This is a genomic window from Streptomyces sp. NEAU-174, from assembly GCF_052665095.1.
Genome location: NZ_JBQTCE010000002.1, coordinates 844,823 through 866,214 on the forward strand (window position 1 = coordinate 844,823; position 21,392 = coordinate 866,214).

Below are 21,392 nucleotides of genomic sequence, written 5' to 3' on the forward strand. Positions count from 1 at the left end.
CCACCGCTCCACCAACGACGGCGGACACACCTCACCCGCCACCACCAGCGTCCGCAGACTCCCCGGCAACTCCTCCACCGTCGCCAGCACCGACGGCGGCACCGTCACATGCGTCACACCGAACTCCGCCACCACCTCACTCAACGACCCCCGCGGCGGCAACCTGTCCACACCCGCCATCACCAACGCGCCACCCGAAAACAACGCCATACACATCTCCGACACCGCGGCGTCAAAGCTCAACGACGCCAACTGCAACACCCGCGCATCAGCACCCACCGCAAACCGCTCGATCTGCGCAGCAGCCAAATTCCCCAGGCCACGATGCGTCACCGCCACACCCTTCGGCCGCCCCGTCGACCCCGACGTATAGATCACATACGCCACATCATCGACACCCACCGAAACCACCGGAGCGGACTCCGCCACCACATCCGACGCATCCCACACCAAGCACTCCACCCCGTCCGGAACCAACCCCCGAGTCCCCTCCGAGCACACCACCAGCACCGGCCCGGCATCCTCGACCATCCACCCAATCCGCTCCACCGGATACGCCGGATCCACCGGCACAAACCCCGCCCCCGCCTTCACCACCCCCAACAACACCGCCACCACATCCACCGACCGCTCCAACACCACAGCAACCAAGTCACCGCGCCCCACACCCCGCGCAGCCAACACCCCCGCCACCCGATCCGACCGATCCCCCAACTCCGCGTACGACCACTCCTCACCACCCGCACCCACCACCGCCACCGCACCCGGCGACAGCTCAGCCCGCGCATCGAACAACTCACCCAACGGCCCCACCGGCGCAACCCGGTCAGTGGCGTTCCACCCCTCCACCACCCGCGCCCGCTCCCCACACCCCAGCAGCTCGATCTCGCTCACCCGCCGCGCCGGATCCGCCGCCATCTGCTCCAGCACCCGGACCAGCCGCCGTACCACGCCCCGGGCGGCGTCCTCGTCGAACGCGTCCGGGCGGTAGTCCAGCCAGAACGTCAGCTCGTCCGCCGGGTCCACTCCCAGCGTCAGCGGGAAAGTGGTGGCCATCCGGGTCGTGCTGTCCGTCAGTCGCAGCGGGGCGGCCGGGCCGGTCTCGCCCGCGTGGAAGTTCTCGAAGGCCATCAGGGTGTCGAAGGTGGCGCCAGGTCCGGCCAGGCGCTGGATCTCCTTGAGGCCGAGGTGCTGGTGGCCCAGCAGCGCCGACTGCTGGGCCTGCACCGCGCGGAGCAGATGGGCGATGGAGTCTGCCGGGCGCAGCCGGACCCGTACGGGGATCGTGTTGATGAAGAGCCCCAGCATGTCCGCCATCCCCGCCAGCTCCGGCGGGCGGCCGGCCACCGCGGCGCCGAACACCACATCGACGCGGCCGGTGAGCTTGCCGACGACCTGGGCCCAGGCCACCTGGAGCACGGTGTTCAGCGTGACGCCGTGGCCTCGGGCGAGCTCTCGCAGCGCACCGGCCAGATGGTCGTCGGTCTCGGCGAGGACCTTGCGGGTGAGGACGGGTTCGGCGTTCGGATCGAGCGCGGCGACCGTCGTCGGTTCGGACACGCCATCCAGCGCCCGCTGCCAGGCGGCGCGCGCCGCGTCCCGGTTCTGGCGGCGCAGCCAGGCCAGATACTCGCCGTAGGGCGTGGTCGGCGCCAGTGCGCGGATGTCGCCGCCGGGGGCGTAAGCGGCCCACAGCTCGCGGATGAGGATCCGCAGCGACCAGCCGTCGAGCACGATGTGGTGCAGGGTCACGACCATGCGGTGGCGGTCGGGGCCGGTCTTCACCAGCAGGATCCGTGCCAGGGGCGGGGCGGTGAGGTCGAAGCGGCGGGCCCGTTCCGCGCTCTCCAGGCGGTCCGCCCGGTCCCGCGCCGCCTCGGCGCCGAGGTGCGACAGGTCCACCTCGCGCCAGGGCAGGGTGACGTGGCGGGCGATCACCTGGACGGGTTCGTCCACGCCGACCAGGCGGCGGAAGCCGGTGCGCAGGCTGCCGTGCCGTTCGACGAGCGCCTGCCAGGTGGCGCGCAACTTCCCTACGTCCAGGGGCCCTTCGAGCTCCAGGACCTTCTGTTCCACATAGATGTCCCGCTCCCGCTCGTCGAACATCGCGTGGAAGAGCAGGCCCTCCTGGAGGGGTGACAGCGGCAGTACATCGACCACGCCGCCCGCCACCTCGGCCTCGAGCTCCTCGATCTGGGCCTGGTCGAGTGCCATCAGCGGGAAGTCGGATGGCGTATGGCCACCGCCGGTGTGTGCGGCGAGGCCGGACAGCGTCTCCGCCCACGCTTCGAGCAGGCGCCGGACGGCCGGTTCGGTGAGGAGGGGCTCCGGCCAGTCCAGGCTGAGGACCAGTTCGGTTCCGTCGAGGCCGGCCGCCGCTTCGAGCGGGTGGGTGGGCGGCCGGTCGTCGTCGCCCGGGGCGGTGAAGCCGAGCCGCGGGGCGGGCAGGGCGGCGAGCGTGGCGGCGGTCTCGGGGTTGAGGTGGCGCAGCAGGCCGTAGCCGAGTCCATCGCCGGGGACGGCCCGCAGCCGCTCCTTGATCTGCTGCACGGCCCGGCCCGCGGCAGGCCCGCCGAGGCGGATCTCCGCGAGGTCGAGGGCCCCGGTGTCGAGCCGTACGGGGTGCCGGTGGGCGAACGAACCCACGGTGCGGGAGAGATCGGCGCCGCTGCCCAGGGCGGCACGTCCGTGGTCCGGCACCGCTACGTCCACGAGGAAGCCACCGGCCCGGTCCTGGCCGTCGCGCCAGGCGGCGAGGGCCACGGTCAGCCCGGTCAGCAGGACGGTCTCGGCGCCGGTGTGGAACGCGTCCGGCAGGGCAGTCAGCACCGCCGCCGTGGTGTCGGCCGGGATGCGTACGGAGGCGCACCGCACCGGGGCGTTCGCGTCACGGGCCGGGTCGGCGGGCCGGGTGGTGAGCAACGGGTCACCGGCGGCGAGGAGTTCGGTCCAGGCGGGCAGCTCCGCACGCCGTTGGGCGCTGTCGGCCTGCGTGGCCAATGCCCGTGTCCAGTGGCGGAACGACGTCGGGACCGGCGCGATCTCCCGCCCCGCGATCGCGGCGGCCAGATCCTCCAGCAGGATCCGCCAGGACATCGCGTCGACCACCAGTCGGTCCGCCACGACGAGCAGCCGCCCGGGCGCGTCCGGCCCGCTGTCGCACCACACGGTCCGGGCCATCACCCCGGCCCGCCGGTCCAGCCGCCGCCCGGCCTCCGCCGACTCGGCGGCGAGCAGCCGCTGGAGCCGATCGGCGTCCATGCCTGCCGTGGCCACCCGCCGCGTCCACGGGCGGACGGACACCGAGCCCGCCGGGGGTACGGTCAGCCGCCGCTCCGGCGTGGTCTCCAGCCGGGCCCGCAGCATGTCGTGGCGATCGACGACGGCCTGTAGCGCACGGGCGATGTCGTCCAGGTCGAGCCCGGCCGGGACGTCCAGCACGGCCGACCGGAATCCCGCGGCCCTCTCGGGTCTCGCGGGCCCCTGAAGTCCTTCGTGGTCCAGCAGTTCGTGCATGGCCGGGGAGAGCGGCAGGTGTCCGGCGCCCCGCGCCCGGTCACCTGTCGCGGCGCTCTCGTCCAGCGGTTCGGCGATGTCGGCGAGGCGGGCCGGGGTGGCGAGCTCGAACACCTGGTACGGGGCGATCACCAGCCCGGCGCGCCGGGCCACCGACACCAGCAGCATGGTCAGAATCGAATCGCCGCCGAGCTCGAAGAAGGATGCCTCCGCGCTGACCCGCTCCAGGCCGAGGATCTCGCCATAGAGCCTGCACAGCACCTCTTCGGTGGGCGTCCGCGGACCACGGCCCTCGGCGGCGTCGGTGAAGTCGGGGGCGGGGAGGGCGGCGCGGTCCAGCTTGCCGTTCACCGTGACCGGGAGCGCATCCAGAGCGACGACCGCGGTGGGCACCATGTACTCCGGCAGCCGCTCGGCCACGTACTCCCGCAGCCCGCCGGTGTCCACATCCTCGTCAGGGACGACGTAGGCGACGAGCCGCCGGTCCCCGGGGCGGTCCTCCCGTACGACCACGGCGACGTGGCCGACACTCCGGTGCCCGGCGAGAACGGCCTCGATCTCACCCGGCTCCACCCGGAAACCGCGCACCTTGACCTGCTCATCGGCCCGGCCACCGAAGACCAGCTCACCGTCGGCCGTCCGCCGGGCGAGGTCGCCCGTGCGATACATCCGCCCGTCCGTGAACGGGCAGGCCACGAACCGTTCCGCCGTCAGCCCCGGGCGGCGCAGATAGCCCCGGGCGAGCCCCGGCCCCGCGACGTACAGCTCGCCCAGCACGCCATCGGGCACCGGCCGCAGGCGCTCATCCAGCACAAACACCCGTGTGTTGGCGATGGGCCCGCCGATCGGCACCGGTCCGGACGGCTCCAGAGGCGCGCTCATCGTGGCGCACACGGTGACCTCGGTCGGCCCGTACGCATTGATCATCCGACGGCCCGGCGCCCACCGCTCCACCAGCGATGGCGGGCACACCTCACCCGCCACCACCAGCGTCCGCAGGCTCTCCGGCAGCTCCTCCACCGTCGCCAGCACCGACGGGGGGACGGTCGCGTGCGTGACGCCGTACTCCGCCACCGTCCCGCTCAACGACCCCTGCGGTGGCAGCCTGTCCGCGTCCGCCATCACCAACGCGGCACCCGAAAGCAACGCCATGCAGATCTCGGACACCGCGGCGTCGAAGCTCAACGACGCCAGTTGGAGCACCCGCGCATCGGCGCCCACCGCGAACCGCTCGATCTGCGCGGCCGCCAGGTTGCCGATGCCACGATGCGTCACGAGCACACCCTTGGGACGGCCGGTCGAGCCCGACGTGTAGATCACATACGCCACGTCATCGGCATCCACGGACACCGGGGGCGCCGCTTCACCCTCCGCGGCCGGATCCCGGACCAGGCACTCCACCCCGGCCGGCACCAAGGCCCGCGTCTCCTCCGAGCACACCGCGAGCACCGGCCCGGCGTCCTGGACCATCCATGCGATCCGCTCGGCCGGATACGCCGGATCCACCGGAACGAACCCCGCCCCGGCCTTCGCCACCCCCAGCCACACCGCCACCAGTTCGGCGGACCGGTCCAGCACCACCGCCACGAGGTCACCGCGCCGGACCCCATGTGCGGCCAGCGCCCCGGCGACTCGGTCCGCCCGCGCCCCCAGCTCCGCGTACGACCACTCCAGACCGTCCGCGCCGATCACCGCCACCGCGTCCGGCGACTCGGCCACCTGGGCGTCGAACAACTCGCCCAGCGGTCGCCAGGATTCGGTCGTGCCATGCATGGATGTCTCCCTCTGCTGCGGTACGCGATGGCGGTGGTCGGCGTTACGTGTGCTCAGCCGTGCTCAGCCATGTCCGGGCGGCGGACCGCCGGGCATCGCCCGCATGCCCGGATGAGGCCCCGGCCCCGGGAACGGCGCGGGACCCGGCCCCGGGAACGGACCGCCCCCCGGGCCCGCCGGATACGGCCCAGGAGGAGGCCCGACCGGCGCATGACCATGGGGCCCCGGCCCATGCCCATTGCCCACCGGCCCATGGCCATGGGGCGGCACCGGCCCCTGCCCGTTGGGCGACGCCTCCTGCCCACCCGGCCCCCCACGCCCCGCGAACTGCGTGCGGTACAGCTCCGCGTAGAGCCCACCCAGGGCGAGGAGTTCCTCGTGGGTGCCGCTCTCCCGCACCCGGCCGCCGTCGATCACGAGGATCTGGTCGGCGTCGCGGATCGTGGACAGCCGGTGGGCGATCACCAGCGAGGTGCGCCCCGCGAGCGCGGTCTCCAGCGCCCGTTGCAGCGCGGCCTCGGACTCGGAGTCGAGGTGTGCCGTGGCCTCGTCGAGGACGACGACCGGCGGCGCCTTGAGCAGCAGCCGGGCCATGGCGATGCGCTGTTTCTCGCCGCCGGAGAGCCGGTAGCCGCGGTCGCCGACGACGGTGTCGAAGCCGTCGGGCAGGGACTCGATCAGGCCCCAGATCTGGGCGGCCTTACAGGCGTCGACCATCTCCTGCTCGGTGGCCTCCGGACGGGCGTAGCGGAGGTTGTCGCCGATGGTGGCGTGGAAGAGGTAGGCATCCTGGGTGACGACGCCGATGGTGTCGTAGAGGGACTCCAGCGTGAGGTCCCGGAGGTCGTGTCCGTCGATGCTGACGGTGCCCTCGCCGGGGTCGTACAGCCGCGGCACGAGATGGGTGATGGTGGTCTTGCCGGCGCCCGAGGGGCCGACGAGGGCGGTGAGCTTCCCGGCGGGCAGCCGGAAGCTCAGCTCACGCAGGGTCCAGTCGTTCCTGGTGCGCTCCGACCGCGGGAGGGCGATCGATTCGAGGGAGGCGAGCGAGACGTCCGCGGCGGCCGGGTACGAGAACGAGACGCCGTCGAAGACGATTTCGGGCGCGCCGTCGCGGGGCAGGGCGATCGCGTCGGGCTTCTCGGAGATGAGCGGCTTGAGGTCGAGGATCTCGAAGAGCCGGTCGAAGCTGACGAGCGCGGTGACCACGTTGGCCTGGGCGCTGGAGAGCTGGTTGATGGGGCCGAAGAGCCGGGTGAGCAGGGTGGCCAGGGCCACCAGGGTGCCGATCTCGAAGGCGTCGTCGATGACGAGGCGGCCGCCGACGCCGTAGACCACGGCGGTGGCGAGCGCGCTGAGGAGGACCATCGACAGGAAGAGCAGCTTGCCGTTGACGGCGGTCAGGACGCCGAGGTCGCGGACCTTGCCGGCCAGCTTGGTGAACTGGCGCAGCTCGCGGCTGGGCCGCCCGTACAGCTTGGCCAGCAGCGCGCCGGTCACGTTGAACCGCTCGTTCATCAGCGCGCCCATTTCGGCGTTCTGCTCCATCTGGGAGCGCATGAGCCGCTGGAGCCGGCGCCCGACGACCTTGCCGGGGAGGATGAAGAAGGGCAGCACCACCAGGGAGATCAGGGTGATCACCCAGGACAGGTAGAACATCGTGATGAGGACGAACAGCAGGGTGAGCGCGGCCGAGACGACCGTGGACAGCAGTGACGTCAGGGCCTGCTGGGCCCCGACCACGTCCGCGTTGAGCCGGCTGACCAGGGCGCCGGTCTGGGCCCGGGTGAAGAACGCCAGCGGCTGGCGCTGCACATGGTCGAAGACCTTGGTGCGCAGTTCGTAGACGAGCCCTTCGCTGACCCGGGCCGAGTACCACGCCTCGCCGAACCCCAGCAGCGCGCCGAGGACCGCCAGTCCGCCGACCGCCACGGCGATACCCACGACGACATCGGAATCATGTTCGGCGATGCCATTGTCGATGAGGTATTTGAAGAGGATGGGGACGGCCACCACAATGGCGGCGTTCGCCACGGTCATGAGCAGCAGCAGACAGATGCTGACGCGGTACGGCCGGGTATACGGAACTATCCGTTTCGCGGTCCCGGCTTTTATTTTCTGCTTGGTCACGGATGGGTCGGGGCCCACCGCGCGAATCATCATCGGCCCTGGGCCGCCTATGGACACGACGCTCTCCTCGGCTTGGGTCGGTCCGACCTATGTGAGCTGGTCGATGAGGCTCTTGGGGCGCATGTCGCGCCAGTTCTCCTCGATGTAGTCCAGGCAGTTCTTGCGGGCGTCCTCGCCGAATACGACGCGCCAGCCGGCCGGCACCTCGGCAAAGGCGGGCCACAGCGAATACTGGCCCTCGTCGTTCAGCAGGACCAGAAAGGAACCGTTTTCGTCGTCGAACGGATTGGTCATCTTCACTCCTTCCAACTTCCCTGGAGCGGGCCGGAATTCAAGGTAACGAGGGCCCATCGGGAGCGGCAAGGTCGACTATTGAAGTGGCGTCCAACCGCGTATTCTCTGCACTTGGACAACGGGTGAAACCCCGCGGAAACCGGAGCCGGGGCATTCTGGATCTCGTTGTCCAGGGGGCAGGGCCGAGCAGGCCGGTTGGACAGACCGAGGAGGGGGAGCGGGTGCGCGTGCTCGTGGTGGAGGACGACCAGGAAATGGCGCAGGCGGTGGCCGTCGGCTTACGGCGGGCGCAGATGGCCGTCGATGTGGCGTTCGACGGGGCGGGCGGCCTTGAGCGGGCGCTGCTCAGTGACTACGACGTGATCGTGCTGGACCGGGATCTGCCGGGGATGCACGGCGATGAGATCTGCGCCGAGCTGATCGCGTCCGGCTGCCGCAGCAGGGTGTTGATGCTGACCGCGGCGGCCTCGGCGGAGGATCTGGTCGACGGGCTCAATCTGGGGGCCGATGACTATCTGGCGAAGCCGTTCGACTTCCCGGTGCTGATCGCGCGGATCGGCGCGCTGGCCCGGCGGGCGCACCCGGCCGTGCCGCCGGTGGTGCACCACGGCGACCTGGTGGTGGACACGGCGCGCCGCAAGGCGGCCCGGGCGGGCCGGCCGCTGGAGCTGGCGCCCAAGGAGTTCGGCGTGCTGGAGCTGCTGCTGTCGGCCAAGGGGCGGGCGGTCTCGGCGGAGGAGCTGCTGGAGCGGGTGTGGGACGAGGCGGCCGATCCGTTCACCAGCGCCGTGAAGATCACCATCAGCAGGCTGCGGGCCAAGCTGGGCGAACCGCCGGTGATCGAGACCGTCGCCAAGCGCGGCTACCGGATCTGAGGCCGCCGATGCCTTCGCTGTCGCGGCTGATGTCTCCGCTGTCCCGGCTCACCGCCCGGCTCGCGCATTCAGCCCTGCCCCGGCGCACGGTCAGGCTGAAGCTGACGCTGCTGTACGGGGCGCTGTTCCTGCTCTCCGGGGCGGCGCTGCTGACGATCACGTATCTGCTGGTGCTGGGCGCGGGCGGCGGTTCGCTGTCCGGCGGGCAGCCCGCACCGGACGGCGGTGGGCCGCGGACGGGCGAGACCGACGCCCACTCCCCGCCGGTGCCGCCGCCGCGGGGGCGCATCGGGGAGAGCACCCGCGACGTCCTCCCGGCCGCGGCGCGGGAGATCATGGAGCTCCAGCGGGACGCCATGCTGCACGACCTGCTGGTGCAGTCCGCGATCGCGCTCGGGCTGATGTCGGTCATCTCGATCGCGCTGGGCTGGGTGGTCTCGGGGCGGATACTGCGCCCGCTGCGCACGGTCATCGGCGCCGCCCGGGAGATCTCGGCGACCAGCCTGCATCAGCGCCTCGCCCTCGATGGCCCGAGCGATGAACTCAAGGAGCTGGGCGACACGTTCGACGGTCTGCTCGGCCGGCTGGAGACCTCGTTCGAGGCACAGCGCCGGTTCGTCGCCAACGCCTCGCATGAGCTGCGCACTCCCCTCGCCCGGCAGCGGACCCTGGGGCAGCTCGCCCTGTCGGACCCCGACGCGGACGTGGCGTCGCTGCGCGCGGCGCATGAGCGGATCCTCGCTGCGGGCGCCCAGCAGGAGCGCATGATCGAGGCGCTGCTGACCCTGGCCCGTAGCCACGCGGGGATCGAGGTGCGCAGGCCGTTCGACCTGGACCGGCTGGCGCGGGAGGTCGTGGCGGCCCGGCGGACGGACGCGGAGCAGCGGCGGGTCACGCTGCGCTGTGCGCCGGCGGCCACGGTCGCGGCGGGCCACCGGCCGCTGGCCGAACGGCTCGTCATCAACCTGGTGGACAACGCGCTGCGGCACAACGAGCCGTACGGCTGGGTGGAGGTGGCCACGGCGGACGAGCCCGGCCGGGCGGTCCTGACCGTGGCCAACTCCGGTCCGGTGGTGCCACCGAGCGCGCTGGACCAGATGTTCCAGCCGTTCCAACGGCTCGGCGACCCGCGGACCAACAAGGACGGCCTGGGCCTTGGGCTGTCGATCGTGCAGGCCATCGCGGTGGCGCATGACGCCACGCTCGCCGTGGAGGCCCGCCCGGAGGGGGGCCTCGTCTTCACGGTCGGCTTTCCGCACCCGCCGGTCCACCGGCCGGGACCGGCAACGGACCACCGGCAGGCACCCGGCCACCAGCGGGAACCGTCACCCGCTCACCGCCCGGGACCGCCAGTGGCCCACCGCCCGGGACCGCCACCGCAGCGGCGAGGGGAGCGGTGAAGAAGTCGACGAGCGCGGCGTTCACCGCGGCCGGCTTCTCCAGATAGCCGTAGTGGCCGCAGCCGGGGATCTCGGTGTAGCGGGCGCCCGGGATGGCGTCGGCGACCTCCCGGGTGAGCTGTGGCCGTACGATCAGGTCGTGCTCGAAGCCCAGGACCAGGCACGGGCAGCGGATGGCCGCGTACGCGGGCAGCCGGTTGGGGATCAGCTGGAGGCCGAGCTGGCCGCGGACCGAGGCCAGGTCGACGGCGGAGAACTCGAAGATGTCCAGCCAGTCGCGCAGCCGTTGCTCATCGGCCAGGGTCTGCGGGGACAGGCTCTGCAACGCGTTGACATAGGCGGCGTAGCGGGGCGGCAGCTTGACCCCGCTGTCGGCCAGGTCCATCTCGGCGATCGCCTGGGCGGTGGCGAAGGTGTCGGCCCGGCCGCTGGTCGCCATCAGCACGGCCGACCGGACGAGTTCGGGCCGGGCCAGGATCAGCTCCTGGACGATGATGCCGCCCAGGGAGAAGCCCACGACCCGGCACGGACCCGCGCCGAGGTGCTCGATGAGGCCCGCGATGTCCGCCGCCATGTCGTCGAGGGTGAAGCCCTCGGCGCAGGGATCGCTCGGCGGGATCCCGCGGTTGTCCACGGTGATCACCCTGAAGCCGGCCGCCTTGAGCGCGGGCACCTGGTGGGTGCGCCACATCCGGCCGGGGGCCCCGGTGCCGGTCACCATGACGACCGGGTCCCCCGCACCGTGCTCCTCGTAGTTGAGCTGGATCCCGTTGATCCGGACGACAGGCATCGTCAGGCCGGCCCCGGCTGCCAGAGCATGCCGTCGTCGGAGGTGATGAGCCCGCCGGGGAACATCGGCACATCGGGGCCGAGGTCCTCGCCGAGGAAGGCGCGGCTCTGCACCTGAGCGCCCTCCTGCATCGCCTGGCGCACCGCGGAGGAGCGGAACAGCGGCGTCATGTTCCCCTCCGCGTCGGCGGACATCTCGTCGATGGCGGAGACGAACTCCGCCGACTTGGACTTCATCCGCAGCGCGGCCGACTCGGCCCCGTCGAGGTCGAACTCCGAGGACGACACGCCCGCCACGAGTTCGACGAACGACTCCAGCTCGGTGTGCTGGTTGCGGGTGACCTTCTTGGCCGACCAGAAGTAGGAGTTCTCGTCCACGTGCATGTCGTAGAAGGACATCAGGAACTCGTAGAAGACGCCGTACTCTCGGCGGTAGCGGGCCTCGAACTCGGTGAACGCCGCCTCCTCCGAGACGATCCCGGCCAGGCTGCTGCTGATCGAGCGGGCCGCCAGCAGGGCGCTGTAGGTGGCCAGGTGGACGCCGGAGGAGAAGACCGGGTCGACGAAGCAGGCGGCGTCGCCGATGAGCACGAGCCCGGGCCGCCAGAACGTGGTCTGGTGGTACGAGTAGTCCTTGCGCACCCGCAGCTGGCCGTACTGGCCCTCCGTCACCCGGGTGGCGTCCGACAGATACTCCTTGATCAGCGGGCATTCGTCGATGAGCGCCAGCAGGGCACGCTCCGGATCGCCCTGGATCTTGTCGGCGTTCTCCCGGCGGACGACCGCGCCGACGCTGGTGAGGTCCGGGGTGAGCGGGATGTACCAGAACCAGCCGCTCTCGAACGCCGCGGACAGGATGTTGCCCGAGTTGGGGGCGGGCAGCCGCTTGCCGCCCTCGAAGTAGCCGAACAGCGCGAGGCTGCGGAAGAACTGCGAGTACTCCCGGGTGCCGCCCACCCGCTTGTGCAGCCGGCTGCCGTTGCCCGACGCGTCCACGACGTAGCGGGCGCGCACCTCGTGCTCGGTGCCGTCCGCGTCGGTGTACCGCACGCCGCTGACCCGGTCGCCGTCCTCAATCACATCGGTGACCGAGACCCGGAAGCGCACCTCGGCGCCCTTCTCCACCGCGTGCTCCAGCAGGATGTTGTCGAACTTCGAGCGCTCGACCTGGTACGCGTGCGAAGTGGCCCCCGCGATCTTCGGGGACACCGAGAAGGAGAACGTCCACGGCTCGGCGTTGGCACCCCAGCGGAACGTGCCGCCCTTCTTCGGGGTGAACCCGGCCGCGGCCAGCTTCTCCGCCACCCCGGTCATCCGGCAGACGCCGTGGATCGTGGACGGCAGCAGCGACTCGCCGATCTGATACCGCGGAAACGTCTCCTTCTCAAGGATCAGGACCCGGTGGCCCCGCATGGCGACGAGCGCGGCCAGCGTCGACCCACCCGGACCGCCCCCGACCACCACGACGTCGTACTCCTGCTCCTGACGACCCTCACTCATCATTGCTTCCCCCTCCTGGCGTCGTTGCTCTTCTCGTAGCGCGCCGGGCGCGGCCGCGGTCATGCGCCCCGCCCCCGCCCCGCGAACCGGCCGACCTTGCCGATGACGTCCTCGCCGTACAGGCGCAGCGCCTGCTGGAGCGCGAACTCGGCCATATAGCGGCGGAACTCCTCGACCGGCTCCTCGGCCCCGCCCAGCATCCGCCGGTTGGGTACGACCGCCGGGCCGCCGAGCCGCGCCACGGCGCCGGCCACGGCCGTGTCCATCTCCTCCGGCTCGACCACCTCGTCGATCAGCAGCCGGGCGTCGGGTTCGGTGGCCCGGATCCGGCGGCCCTGAAGGATGACCTGCCGGGAGATCCGCGGTCCGGTGTGCCGGCCGAGCCGGAAGTTCGCGGCCCCCGGCACGATGCCCTCCCGCGCCGCGGGCAGGCTGAGCCAGGCGTCCGACGCGGCGAGCACATGGTCGAAGACGAGCAGCAGCTGGGTGCCGCCGCCGATGGCGAACGTCTCGACGGCCGCGACCCACGGCTTTTCGACCGTCGGGGAGTGCCAGGGCGCGGTGTCCGTGCGCACTCCCCTGACCAGCTTGTGGAGATAGCCCAGCTCGCGGCGGAGCAGAAAGCCGACCAGCGAAATGGCCCCGGCGTGCAGGCGCTTGAGGTTGATGCCCGCGCTGAACACCCGCCGGCCCCGGTAGCGGGGGTGGCTCATCGGGCCGCCGCGCACCACCCCGACCCTCACCTCCGGGTCGAGCAGCGCGAGGTCGACGGCGGTCTCCATGTCGTCGACCTGCTGCTCGTCCTCGGCGTTCAGGCAGTCGTCCCGGCACATCGTCAGATACGCCGCGCCGTCGCGCCGCTCCATCCGTACCGACGCCGTCTCGAGGACACCGGTCCTGGTGAACTCCGGCAGCAGCCGCAGCGCCCGTGGCGTCGGCCGCAGCATCGCGTCGAGCAGATGCGGACCGGACCGGGGCGAGCCCAGCACGGCGCGCAGGAAGATGCCCTGGTCGATCTCGTACCCCTCCTTGTCCGCCTGCCGCCGGGCACGGTCGGCCGCGAGCTGCCCGGCCGTGGGCAGCAGCGCGGGGAAGGCGTCCGCGGCGGCGCCGACGAGTTCGGCGATGCGGAGCTCGTCGGCGCCGCCGCTGGTGAGGTGGTCGTAGACGGCACCGGCGTGGGTGTGCAGATAGCGCGTCCGCAGCGCCCGGGCGGTGTCCTTGGCCGCGGCGAGCTCGGCCCGCTCCTCAGGTCCCCGGGCGCCGGGTTCGGGCAGTTTCGCCACCAGTTCGTCGACGCGGTGGGCCGCCTGCCGCAGCTCCGGCCAGAGCGGGACGGTCATGACGCCTCCACCGCGGGCCGCCGCAACACCCGGTCACAGGCGGCCAGATGGGGGCCGAGGGCGTCCTCGAAGCTGGTCGTCGCGGCGTCGAAGAGCAGCTGCCTGCGGATCGCCACCTCCTTTCCGGCCAGCCCGCTGGCCAGCCCGGCGACGGCCGCGACCGCACCGGCCGGGTCGTCGGCCAGCTCGTCGGCCACGCCGAGCGCGAGCGCCTCGGGCGCCTCGATGGGCACGCCGAACAGCAGCGCCCGGCGGACCCGCGCGGGTCCGGCCAGCTGGACGAGCCGGTAGCCGGCCATACCGGGCCAGGTCGCCGTGGCGTCGCCGTGGACGAGCAGCCGGGTGCCCGGGGTGACCACCCGGACGTCGCAGACGAGGAAGGCGTCCAGGGCCGCGCCGCCGCAGTCGCCCGAGGCCACCGCGACGGTGGCCCGGGGCAGCCGCTCCAGTCGGCGCAGCGTCCGCTCCCACTTGCTGACGCGCATCACATCGAGGTCGCCGGTCCAGCCCGCCGCCGGGGCCCCACCGACCTGCACGGCGACGACTCCGCGGCCGGGGCGGTCCTCGGCCGTGTCGCACACGGCCTGTACGGCGTGCACGGTCGCGGCGGTCGGCGGCTCGGCGCCGTCCACCGTCACGGTCAGCAGTTCTTCCATGCCACCCTCCGCGCTCACCACTGGACCAGCGCCGTCTCGATCGTGGAGCCGGGCCCCATGGTCATCAGCACGCCGTACTCACCCGGTTTGGCGACTCCCTCGTCCAGGAGCCGTTCGTAGGAGAACAGGAACGAGCCGCTGGACACGTTGCCGTAGTCGCGCAGCACACCGACGGTGTGCCGGACGTCGTACCGGGTGAGCCCCAGGTTGACGACGACGGCGTCGATGACCTTCTTGCCGCCCGAGTGCACCAGCCAGTGCGCGATGTCGCTGCGGCGCAGCCCGGTGTCCGCGAGCAGCCGGTCCACGACCAGTTCGGCGTGGGCGCCGACCACATACGGGATCTGCGGATCCAGGTAGAAGCTGAAGCGGCCCTGCTCGCGGTCCCAGTCGTAGCGCATGGCGTCGGAGGCGTCCGGGATGATGCAGCTGGCGAACTCGAGGATGCGCGGCCCCTCGAGGTCGGCTCCGTTGTCCGGTCCCGAGCGGAGCGCGATCGCGCTCGCGCCGTCCCCGAAGAGGCTGTTCACGACGGCGGTGCGCATCGTGGAGTCGATCGCGTACGCGGCGGAGCAGGCCTCGGCGCAGAGCACGACGGCGAGTTCGCCGGGGTGGGCGGCGGCCCAGCCCGCGACCACGCCCAGGGCGTTCAGCCCGGCGTTGCAGCCCATGCCCACGATGTCGGAGCGGCTACAGTGCCGGTCGATGCCGAGCTCCTTGATGAGCAGGGCGCTCAGCCCCGGGGTGAGCAGTCCGGTGGAGGTCACACAGCACAGGTGGCGCAGCTCGGCCAGCTCGGCACCGGCCCGCTTGAGGCAGGCGCGCAGCGCCTCGGCGCCCATCTCGAGGGCCTTGGCCTTGTGCTTGTCGAGCAGGTCGCCCTGCGGTTCGGGGAGGCGGCCGCCCTTGCCGTCCGGCGGCGGGAGCGTCAGATGGCGGCGGTCGATGGCGCTGTTGAGGAAGACCGAACGGATCTTGGGGTCGGTGATCTCGAAGGCGTCGAGCACCTCCCGCTGGGTGTACGACGTGGATGTCACCGCCGTCCCCACGCCGAGGGCGCGGGGCCGTAACTCGGCTGCCATGGTCATCGGAAGGTCCACCCCCACATACGCGGCTTGCTCCGGGGGCGGCGACTGCGACTCAGTCCGGACACGTTGCCTCACCTTTCTCACTGGGATCCGCTGGTGCTGTGCGGCGCGTTGAGCGACACGCTGTGTGACGCGTCATGCGGCACGTTGTGCGGCGCGCTGGACGCGTTGTGCGACGCGCAGTGCGCCTCGATGAAGCGCGCGAGCCGCGCCGTGCCCTCGTCGATCTCGGCGGGCGTCAGATAGCTGATGGACAGCCGGATGCCGTGGTGGCCACCGGTGCCGGGGTAGAAGTGCGCCATCGGCGTCCAGATCACGCCGAAGTCCTGTGCGGATGTGGTCAGTACGGCGTTGTCCACCCGGAACGGGACCCGCATGGTGAGGAAGAAGCCACCGCTTGGCTCGTTCCAGCGCACCCCGAGCGCCTCCCGGCGGGCGGCGGGCAGCCGGGCGTCCAGCCGCCGCAGCATCTCCCGCATCGCCTCGCCGTAGTACGTGGCCGCCTCCGCGTTCAGCTCCGACAGGCGGCCCCGGGCGCCGAGCAGCGCGCCCGCCACGGCGGCCTGGCTCAGTGATGAGGTGTTGACCGTCACCATGCTCTTGATCTTGGCGAGTTCGTCCGCCAGCAGCCGCTCACCGCCCGTGGCGTCCCGGACCCGCTGGTCGGCCACGACGAAGCCGACCCGGGCGCCGGGGAAGACGGTCTTGGAGTACGACCCCAGGTGCACCACACGGCGGGCCCGGTCCCGGGACTTCAGCGTCGGCAGCGGGGTGCCGGGGCTCACCTGCCGGTACGGGCTGTCCTCCAGCACCAGGAAGTCATGGCGCTCGGCGAGCTCCAGCAGCTCCTCCCGGGCCTTCGGGCCCATGGTGTTCCCGGAGGGGTTGGAGTGGTCGGGCACCACGTAGAACGCGCGGGGGCGGCGGCCGCGCGCCCGCTCCGCCAGCACCGCGGCCTCCAGATCGGCGGCGTGGAATCCGTCCTCGCGCTCCTCCACCGGGCGCACGGCCACGTCCAGCAGCCGGGCCGCGCCGGTGATCCCCACGTAGCAGGGGCTGGAGACCAGCAGGACGTCGTCGGGGCCCGCGAAGAGCGCGCGCAGCACCAGCAGCATGGCCTCCTGGGCGCCGACGGTCACCACGATGGACTCGGGCGGCACATCGGTGTCCTCGTCCACGCGCAGCGAGTCCGCGATGATCTGGCGGATCTGCCCGGCGGTCGGCCCGTACTGGTACAGCGCGGTACGGATGTCGGCCGGTGAACTCCCCTGCTCGGCCAGGTGGTCCAGGTAGCGGCGGATGTGGGTGAAGACCTGCTCGGTGTCGAAGAAGCCGTCGTACGGCCGGCCCGGGGCGAAGGAAATCGCGTCCGGATAGCGATGGGTCACCTCGTTGAGGAAGTTCATCGTGTCCAGCACCGGTTCGGAAACGCTGCCGTGCAGCTCTGCCATTTCGAGGTATTCCCGTTGACGGGTCTGCGCGGCGACGGTGGTTCCTGCCATGAATTCCCCCGGGCGGCAAATGAATGAGGCGGCTCGAATGCGAGCGACGTGATTGGTGCCGGATGAATGAGAGCGGCTGAATGAGACCGGCTGAATGAGGGCGGCTCGGATGCTTCAGCATCACACGCCCGTCGGCCATTCGACAACGCCGTCCAATTGCTCGAACCGCGCGCTTGGACGGGCTTGTCCGCGGCCCCGAGGAGCGCTATCCCGCGGGCACCGATTCAGCCGGGGCCCGCTCCCATCCGTCGGCGCCCAGCTTGGCCCCGATCCGCTCGGCGTCGGCCGTGGGAACGGGCACGCGCACCCGTAGCCCGCTCTCCTCAGCGGCCTCCACGGCGACGTCGTCCACGGCGATTCCGAGCGCCGCGACGGCGCCCAGCAGCCGGGCCAGCTCCCCCGGGCGGTCCGGGACCAGGATCCGTAGGCCCGCCTCGGCCGCAGGCGGGCCGGCGCCAGGGCGCGGCAGTCCGGCGAGCCCGGCCACGCCCCGGGACAGCAGGTCCTCCAGGGTCCGTACGCCCTGGTCATGGCCTGCGCCGCCGTCCTCGGCGAACGCGGCTTCCTCTGCCGGCACGTCTTCCTCGGCGAGTACGTCTTCCTCGGCGAGTACGTCCAGCGCCGCCGCCACCCGGGCCAGATCGGCCCGCACCTCCTTCACCACCCCGGCCATGGCGGCCGCGTTGGACCGCAGGATGTCGCTCCACAGCCGGGGGTCCCCGGCGGCGATCCGGGTCACATCGCGCAGCCCCTGCCCGGCCAGCAGCGGCACCCCGGCCGGGCCGTCGCGCAGCCGTGCGGCCATCACGCTGGCCAGCAGATGCGGAACGTGCGAGGTCAGCGCCACCACCTCGTCATGCTCCCGGCCGCGCATCACCACCGGCGCGGCGCCGCACAACTCGGCCAGCTCCAAGCCCCGGTCGAGGGCGGCGCGCGAGGTCAGCCGGTGCGGCGTCAGCGCCCAGGGGCGGCCCCGGAACAGCTCGGCCCGCGCCGCCAGCGGCCCCGACCGCTCCCGCCCGGCCAGCGGATGGCCGCCGACGTAGCGGGAGGGCTCGGGGGCGCGGGCGAGCACGGCCCGCTCCGGGCCCGCCTTCACGCTCGCCACATCGGTGTAGGCGCGGGCCAGACCGCGTGCCTGGGCCGCGATCAGCACCTCGGCGATCCGGCTCGGCGGCACGGCCAGAACGGCCAGGTCGACCGGCTCCGGCGGGTCCTCCGCCCGGCCCGCGCCGAGTGCGGCGGCGGTCCTGGCGGCGGCCCGGTTCCGGTCGGAGAGATACACCGACACGCCCTGACCGGTGGCGGCGAGCGCGACCGACGTACCGATGAGGCCGGTGCCGATGACGGCCATCGTGTGCATCACAAGACATCACCCGTCCAAGAGGACCGCGACCCGGAAACACAAAACACGGCACAGCTTATGGAGAAGGTCCGGGGTCCACGAGTTCCGCCAACCGCCGGGGAATGGCGCCGATGGCTGGACGCGCTTAGGGCCGCCTAGAGTTCTGCGGGCTCGGTTTTCTTCCGCATCTGGGGGGTCAACATGAGGAATTCACCGAAAGCCGCGGAGCCGCTCGCGGATCTCGCCATCGACTATGTCGAGTTGTATGTGGAGAACCTGGATTCGAGCGCCTTCCAGTGGGTCGATCGGTATGCGTTCACCATCGTCGGCAGCGGCGGTTCCGCGGACCACCGCAGCCTGGCGCTGCGGCACGGGCGGATCACGCTGGTGCTCACCCAGGCGACCTCCGACCGCCACCCCGCCTCGGCGTATGTGCTCAGCCACGGTGACGGCGTGGCGGACATCGCGCTGCGCACCGCCGATGTGCGGGCGGCCTTCGAGGCGGCGGTGGCGAACGGCGCCGTTGTCCACCGGCGACCGGCCCGGCACACCGGTGACGGCCCGTCCGTCACCGCCGCGGTGCACGGCTTCGGGGACGTGGTCCACACCCTGGTCGAGCGCGCGCCGGACACGGGCCCCGGGCTGCCCGCGGGATTCGTGCCGATGGACGGCGAGGAACGGCCCGACGGGCCGGGCGCCGAGGCGGGTCTGGCCGAGGTGGGTCTGGCCGGGGCGGGCCCGGCCGAGGTGAGCCCGACCGAGGTGGGCCCCGCCAGGGTGGGCCCCGCCGGGGTGGGTCTGCTCGACATCGACCACATCGCGGTCTGCCTCGGCACCGGCGGCCTCGGCCCGGCCGTCGCGTACTACCAGCAGGCGCTGGGCTTCCGGGACGTCTTCGCGGAGCACATCGTCGTCGGCGCCCAGGCGATGCACTCGAAGGTCGTGCAGAGCCCGTCCGGCACCGTCACGCTCACGCTCATCGAGCCCGACGACACGGCCCTGCCGGGGCAGATCGACGAGTTCCTGAAGAGCCACCAGGGCTCGGGCGTGCAGCACCTGGCCTTCTCCTCGCATGACGCCGTCGGCTCCGTGCGCGCCCTGTCCGACCGCGGCGTCACCTTCCTCTCCACGCCCGACGCGTACTACGACCTGCTGGGCGAGCGGATCGACCTCAGCCCGCGGCGCCTGGCCGATCTGCGCGCCACCGGGGTGCTCGCGGACGAGGACCACGACGGACAGCTGTTCCAGATCTTCACGGCCTCCACCCACCCGCGGCACACCCTCTTCTACGAGGTCATCGAGCGGCAGGGTGCGCAGACGTTCGGCAGCGCGAACATCAAGGCGCTGTACGAGGCCGTGGAGTTGGAGAGGACCGGGCAGCGTGACTTCCGGCGCTGACCGCACCGCTCGCGGTGCGGCCGGAGCAGATGCCGACGCTGTCGACGATGTCGAATGCCTGGCCGACCTCGAGCGCGCCGCCGCTGCCGTCCTGCCGCCCGACGTCCGGGACTTCGTGGCGGGCGGCAGCGGTGACGAGCTGACGCTGGCCGCCAACCGGGCGGCGTTCGACCGCACGTTCCTCGTGCCACGGGTGCTACGGGACGTCTCGCGGTGCGCGACGGACGCCACGCTGCTCGGCCGCCCGGCGGCGCTGCCGCTGGCGGTGGCCCCGGTGGCGTATCAGCGGCTGGTGAACGAGGACGGTGAACTGGCCACCGCCCGGGCGGCGAAGGCCGCGGGGGTGCCGTTCGCGGTCTCCACGCTGAGCAGTGTGCCGGTCGAGGAGATCACGGCGGTCGGCGGGGCCGTCTGGTTCCAGCTGTACTGGCTGCGTGACGGCACCCGGACGCTGGAGCTCGCCCGCCGGGCGGAGGACGCGGGGTGCGAGGCGCTCATGCTCACCGTGGACGTGCCGTGGATGGGCCGCCGGCTGCGGGACATCCGCAATCGGTTCACGCTCCCGGCCGAGGTGCGGGCCGCCAATATCGACGCGGGCGGGACGGCGCACATCCGGCCGTCCGGTGCCTCGGCCGTGGCCGCACACACCAGTGAGGCGTTCTCCCCGGCGCTGACCTGGGCCACGGTGGAACGGCTGCGGGAGCACACGCGGCTGCCGCTGGTGCTCAAGGGCGTCCTGGCGCGGGAGGACGCGCTGCGCGCCGCCGAGTCGGGCGTCGACGCGCTGGTGGTCTCCAACCACGGCGGCCGCCAGCTCGACGGCGCCGTGCCGAGCCTGGACGCGCTGGCCGAGTTGGCGCCCGCGCTCGGCGGCCGCTGCGAGCTGCTGCTCGACGGCGGTGTCCGCAGCGGTACGGACATCCTCAGAGCCCTGGCCCTCGGCGCAGCCGGGGTGCTGGTGGGACGACCGGTGATCTGGGGCCTGGCCGCGGCCGGTGAGGCGGGTGTGCGGCGGGTGTTCGAGCTGCTGACCGCCGAACTGCGGTCGGCCCTGGGGCTGGCGGGCTGCGCCGATGTCACCGAGGCCCGGAGCCTGCGCACCGTACGCTGAACTGCGGCCACGCCGCCGCATATGCGATCCGGCCAGGACGGACCCTCTCGTCCTGGCCGGATCGCCGGCTCGGCATGTGGCTTCGGCCGGAGCTGTCCAACCAACGATTCCCGCTGGTTGGACGGGCCCGGCGGGCCGGGGTGTCCGGCGGTTCTTACTCCCCTCCCCGCCCCTCCCCGCAACCAGGGGCTCCGCCCCTGGACCCCGGTGTCCGTAACGGAGCCCCGCCACGCGACGGACCCGCATATCGACGCCGCGGGAAGCGGCGGAACCCCGGTCCAGGCTCTGGGAAGGAGCCCGGACCGGGCCCTGAGACGGAACCCCCGCCCAAGGCCCGGTACGAAACCCCGTCCGGGGGCCGGGTGCGAAACCCCCTCCAAGGCCCGGGACGGAACCCGAGACCGGGGGCTGGGACGGAACCCCACCCGGAACCCGGGGCGATACTCCCGCCCGGGAGCTGGGGCGAAGCGCCTGCCCGGAACCCGGGACGGAACCCCCGCCCGAGGCCCAGGACGGAACCCCCGCCCGGGAGCTCGGGCGAAGCCCCCCAAGGCTTGGGACAGAACCCGGGGCCGGGGCTGGGACGGACCCCCGGACCGGAACCCCCGTCCGGGACCTGGAGCGAAGCCTCAGTTTCGGGACCCCGGCCGGAACCCCCGCCCGGGACTCGGG

Annotated in this window: 13 protein-coding genes and 1 pseudogene (1 of these 14 cut by a window edge); 4 read left to right on the forward strand and 10 right to left on the reverse strand. The window is 72.3% G+C overall.

From position 1 onward, the window contains the following. From ACT2CW_RS08340 to ACT2CW_RS08350, 3 genes are all read right to left on the reverse strand, one after another. A protein-coding gene (locus ACT2CW_RS08340) for an amino acid adenylation domain-containing protein (RefSeq protein ID WP_445516094.1) crosses the window boundary here: on the reverse strand, positions 1-5,289 show its beginning. Its footprint begins 5,562 nt before the window's first position; 5,289 of the gene's 10,851 nt are visible here — the first part of the coding sequence; the start codon lies at positions 5,287-5,289; its stop codon lies off the left edge, out of view. Between the two features lie 63 nt (positions 5,290-5,352). Then, on the reverse strand, positions 5,353-7,452 hold the full coding sequence (locus ACT2CW_RS08345; RefSeq protein WP_445516235.1) for an ABC transporter ATP-binding protein: 2,100 nt from the start codon (positions 7,450-7,452) through the stop codon (positions 5,353-5,355). Positions 7,453-7,506: 54 nt separating this feature from the next. After that, positions 7,507-7,713, reverse strand: coding sequence for an MbtH family protein (locus ACT2CW_RS08350; RefSeq protein ID WP_020866836.1), 207 nt, complete (start codon positions 7,711-7,713; stop codon positions 7,507-7,509). A gap of 221 nt (positions 7,714-7,934) precedes the next feature. On the opposite strand from ACT2CW_RS08350, the gene ACT2CW_RS08355 reads away from it, so the two are divergent. Together ACT2CW_RS08355 and ACT2CW_RS08360 are read left to right on the forward strand one after the other, a co-directional pair. Then, positions 7,935-8,588 (forward strand): response regulator transcription factor, encoded by a 654-nt coding sequence (locus ACT2CW_RS08355; protein ID WP_182469554.1) that lies wholly within the window; start codon positions 7,935-7,937, stop codon positions 8,586-8,588. A gap of 8 nt (positions 8,589-8,596) precedes the next feature. After that, positions 8,597-9,988 (forward strand): sensor histidine kinase, encoded by a 1,392-nt coding sequence (locus tag ACT2CW_RS08360; protein ID WP_445516095.1) that lies wholly within the window; start codon positions 8,597-8,599, stop codon positions 9,986-9,988. Here ACT2CW_RS08360 and ACT2CW_RS08365 read toward each other — a convergent pair. From ACT2CW_RS08365 to ACT2CW_RS08395, 7 genes and pseudogenes are all read right to left on the reverse strand, one after another. After that, positions 9,987-10,778: pseudogene (locus ACT2CW_RS08365) on the reverse strand (alpha/beta fold hydrolase); the annotation flags it as partial. The gene ACT2CW_RS08360 and the pseudogene ACT2CW_RS08365 overlap by 2 nt on opposite strands. Positions 10,779-10,780: 2 nt before the next feature. Continuing rightward, the gene (locus ACT2CW_RS08370) at positions 10,781-12,277 is read right to left on the reverse strand and encodes an FAD-dependent oxidoreductase (RefSeq protein ID WP_445516236.1); all 1,497 of its coding nucleotides are present in this window, start codon (positions 12,275-12,277) and stop codon (positions 10,781-10,783) included. 59 nt (positions 12,278-12,336) lie between these two features. Then, positions 12,337-13,620, reverse strand: coding sequence for a (3,5-dihydroxyphenyl)acetyl-CoA 1,2-dioxygenase DpgC (gene dpgC / locus ACT2CW_RS08375; protein WP_445516096.1), 1,284 nt, complete (start codon positions 13,618-13,620; stop codon positions 12,337-12,339). Then, the gene (gene dpgB / locus ACT2CW_RS08380) at positions 13,617-14,276 is read right to left on the reverse strand and encodes an enoyl-CoA-hydratase DpgB (RefSeq protein ID WP_164436432.1); all 660 of its coding nucleotides are present in this window, start codon (positions 14,274-14,276) and stop codon (positions 13,617-13,619) included. Before dpgB ends, dpgC begins: the two co-directional genes overlap by 4 nt. Positions 14,277-14,290: 14 nt before the next feature. Continuing rightward, positions 14,291-15,364 carry a 3,5-dihydroxyphenylacetyl-CoA synthase DpgA gene (gene dpgA / locus ACT2CW_RS08385; RefSeq protein ID WP_445516097.1) on the reverse strand — a complete coding sequence of 358 codons (1,074 nt, stop codon included), beginning with the start codon at positions 15,362-15,364 and terminating at the stop codon, positions 14,291-14,293. An 80-nt stretch (positions 15,365-15,444) separates the two neighbouring features. Then, a complete protein-coding gene (locus ACT2CW_RS08390; protein WP_445516098.1) occupies positions 15,445-16,866 on the reverse strand; it encodes an aminotransferase-like domain-containing protein in 1,422 nt (473 codons plus the stop codon). A 205-nt stretch (positions 16,867-17,071) separates the two neighbouring features. Beyond that, entirely contained in the window at positions 17,072-18,229 is a 1,158-nt protein-coding gene (locus tag ACT2CW_RS08395; RefSeq protein ID WP_445516099.1) for a prephenate dehydrogenase, read from the reverse strand. A 183-nt stretch (positions 18,230-18,412) separates the two neighbouring features. On the opposite strand from ACT2CW_RS08395, the gene ACT2CW_RS08400 reads away from it, so the two are divergent. Both ACT2CW_RS08400 and ACT2CW_RS08405 read left to right on the forward strand, forming a co-directional pair. Then, positions 18,413-19,609 carry a VOC family protein gene (locus ACT2CW_RS08400; RefSeq protein WP_445516100.1) on the forward strand — a complete coding sequence of 399 codons (1,197 nt, stop codon included), beginning with the start codon at positions 18,413-18,415 and terminating at the stop codon, positions 19,607-19,609. Then, positions 19,593-20,720: an alpha-hydroxy acid oxidase gene (locus tag ACT2CW_RS08405; protein WP_445516101.1), complete on the forward strand. Its 1,128-nt coding sequence runs from the start codon at positions 19,593-19,595 to the stop codon at positions 20,718-20,720. Before ACT2CW_RS08400 ends, ACT2CW_RS08405 begins: the two co-directional genes overlap by 17 nt. The last annotated feature ends 672 nt before the right edge of the window (positions 20,721-21,392 follow it).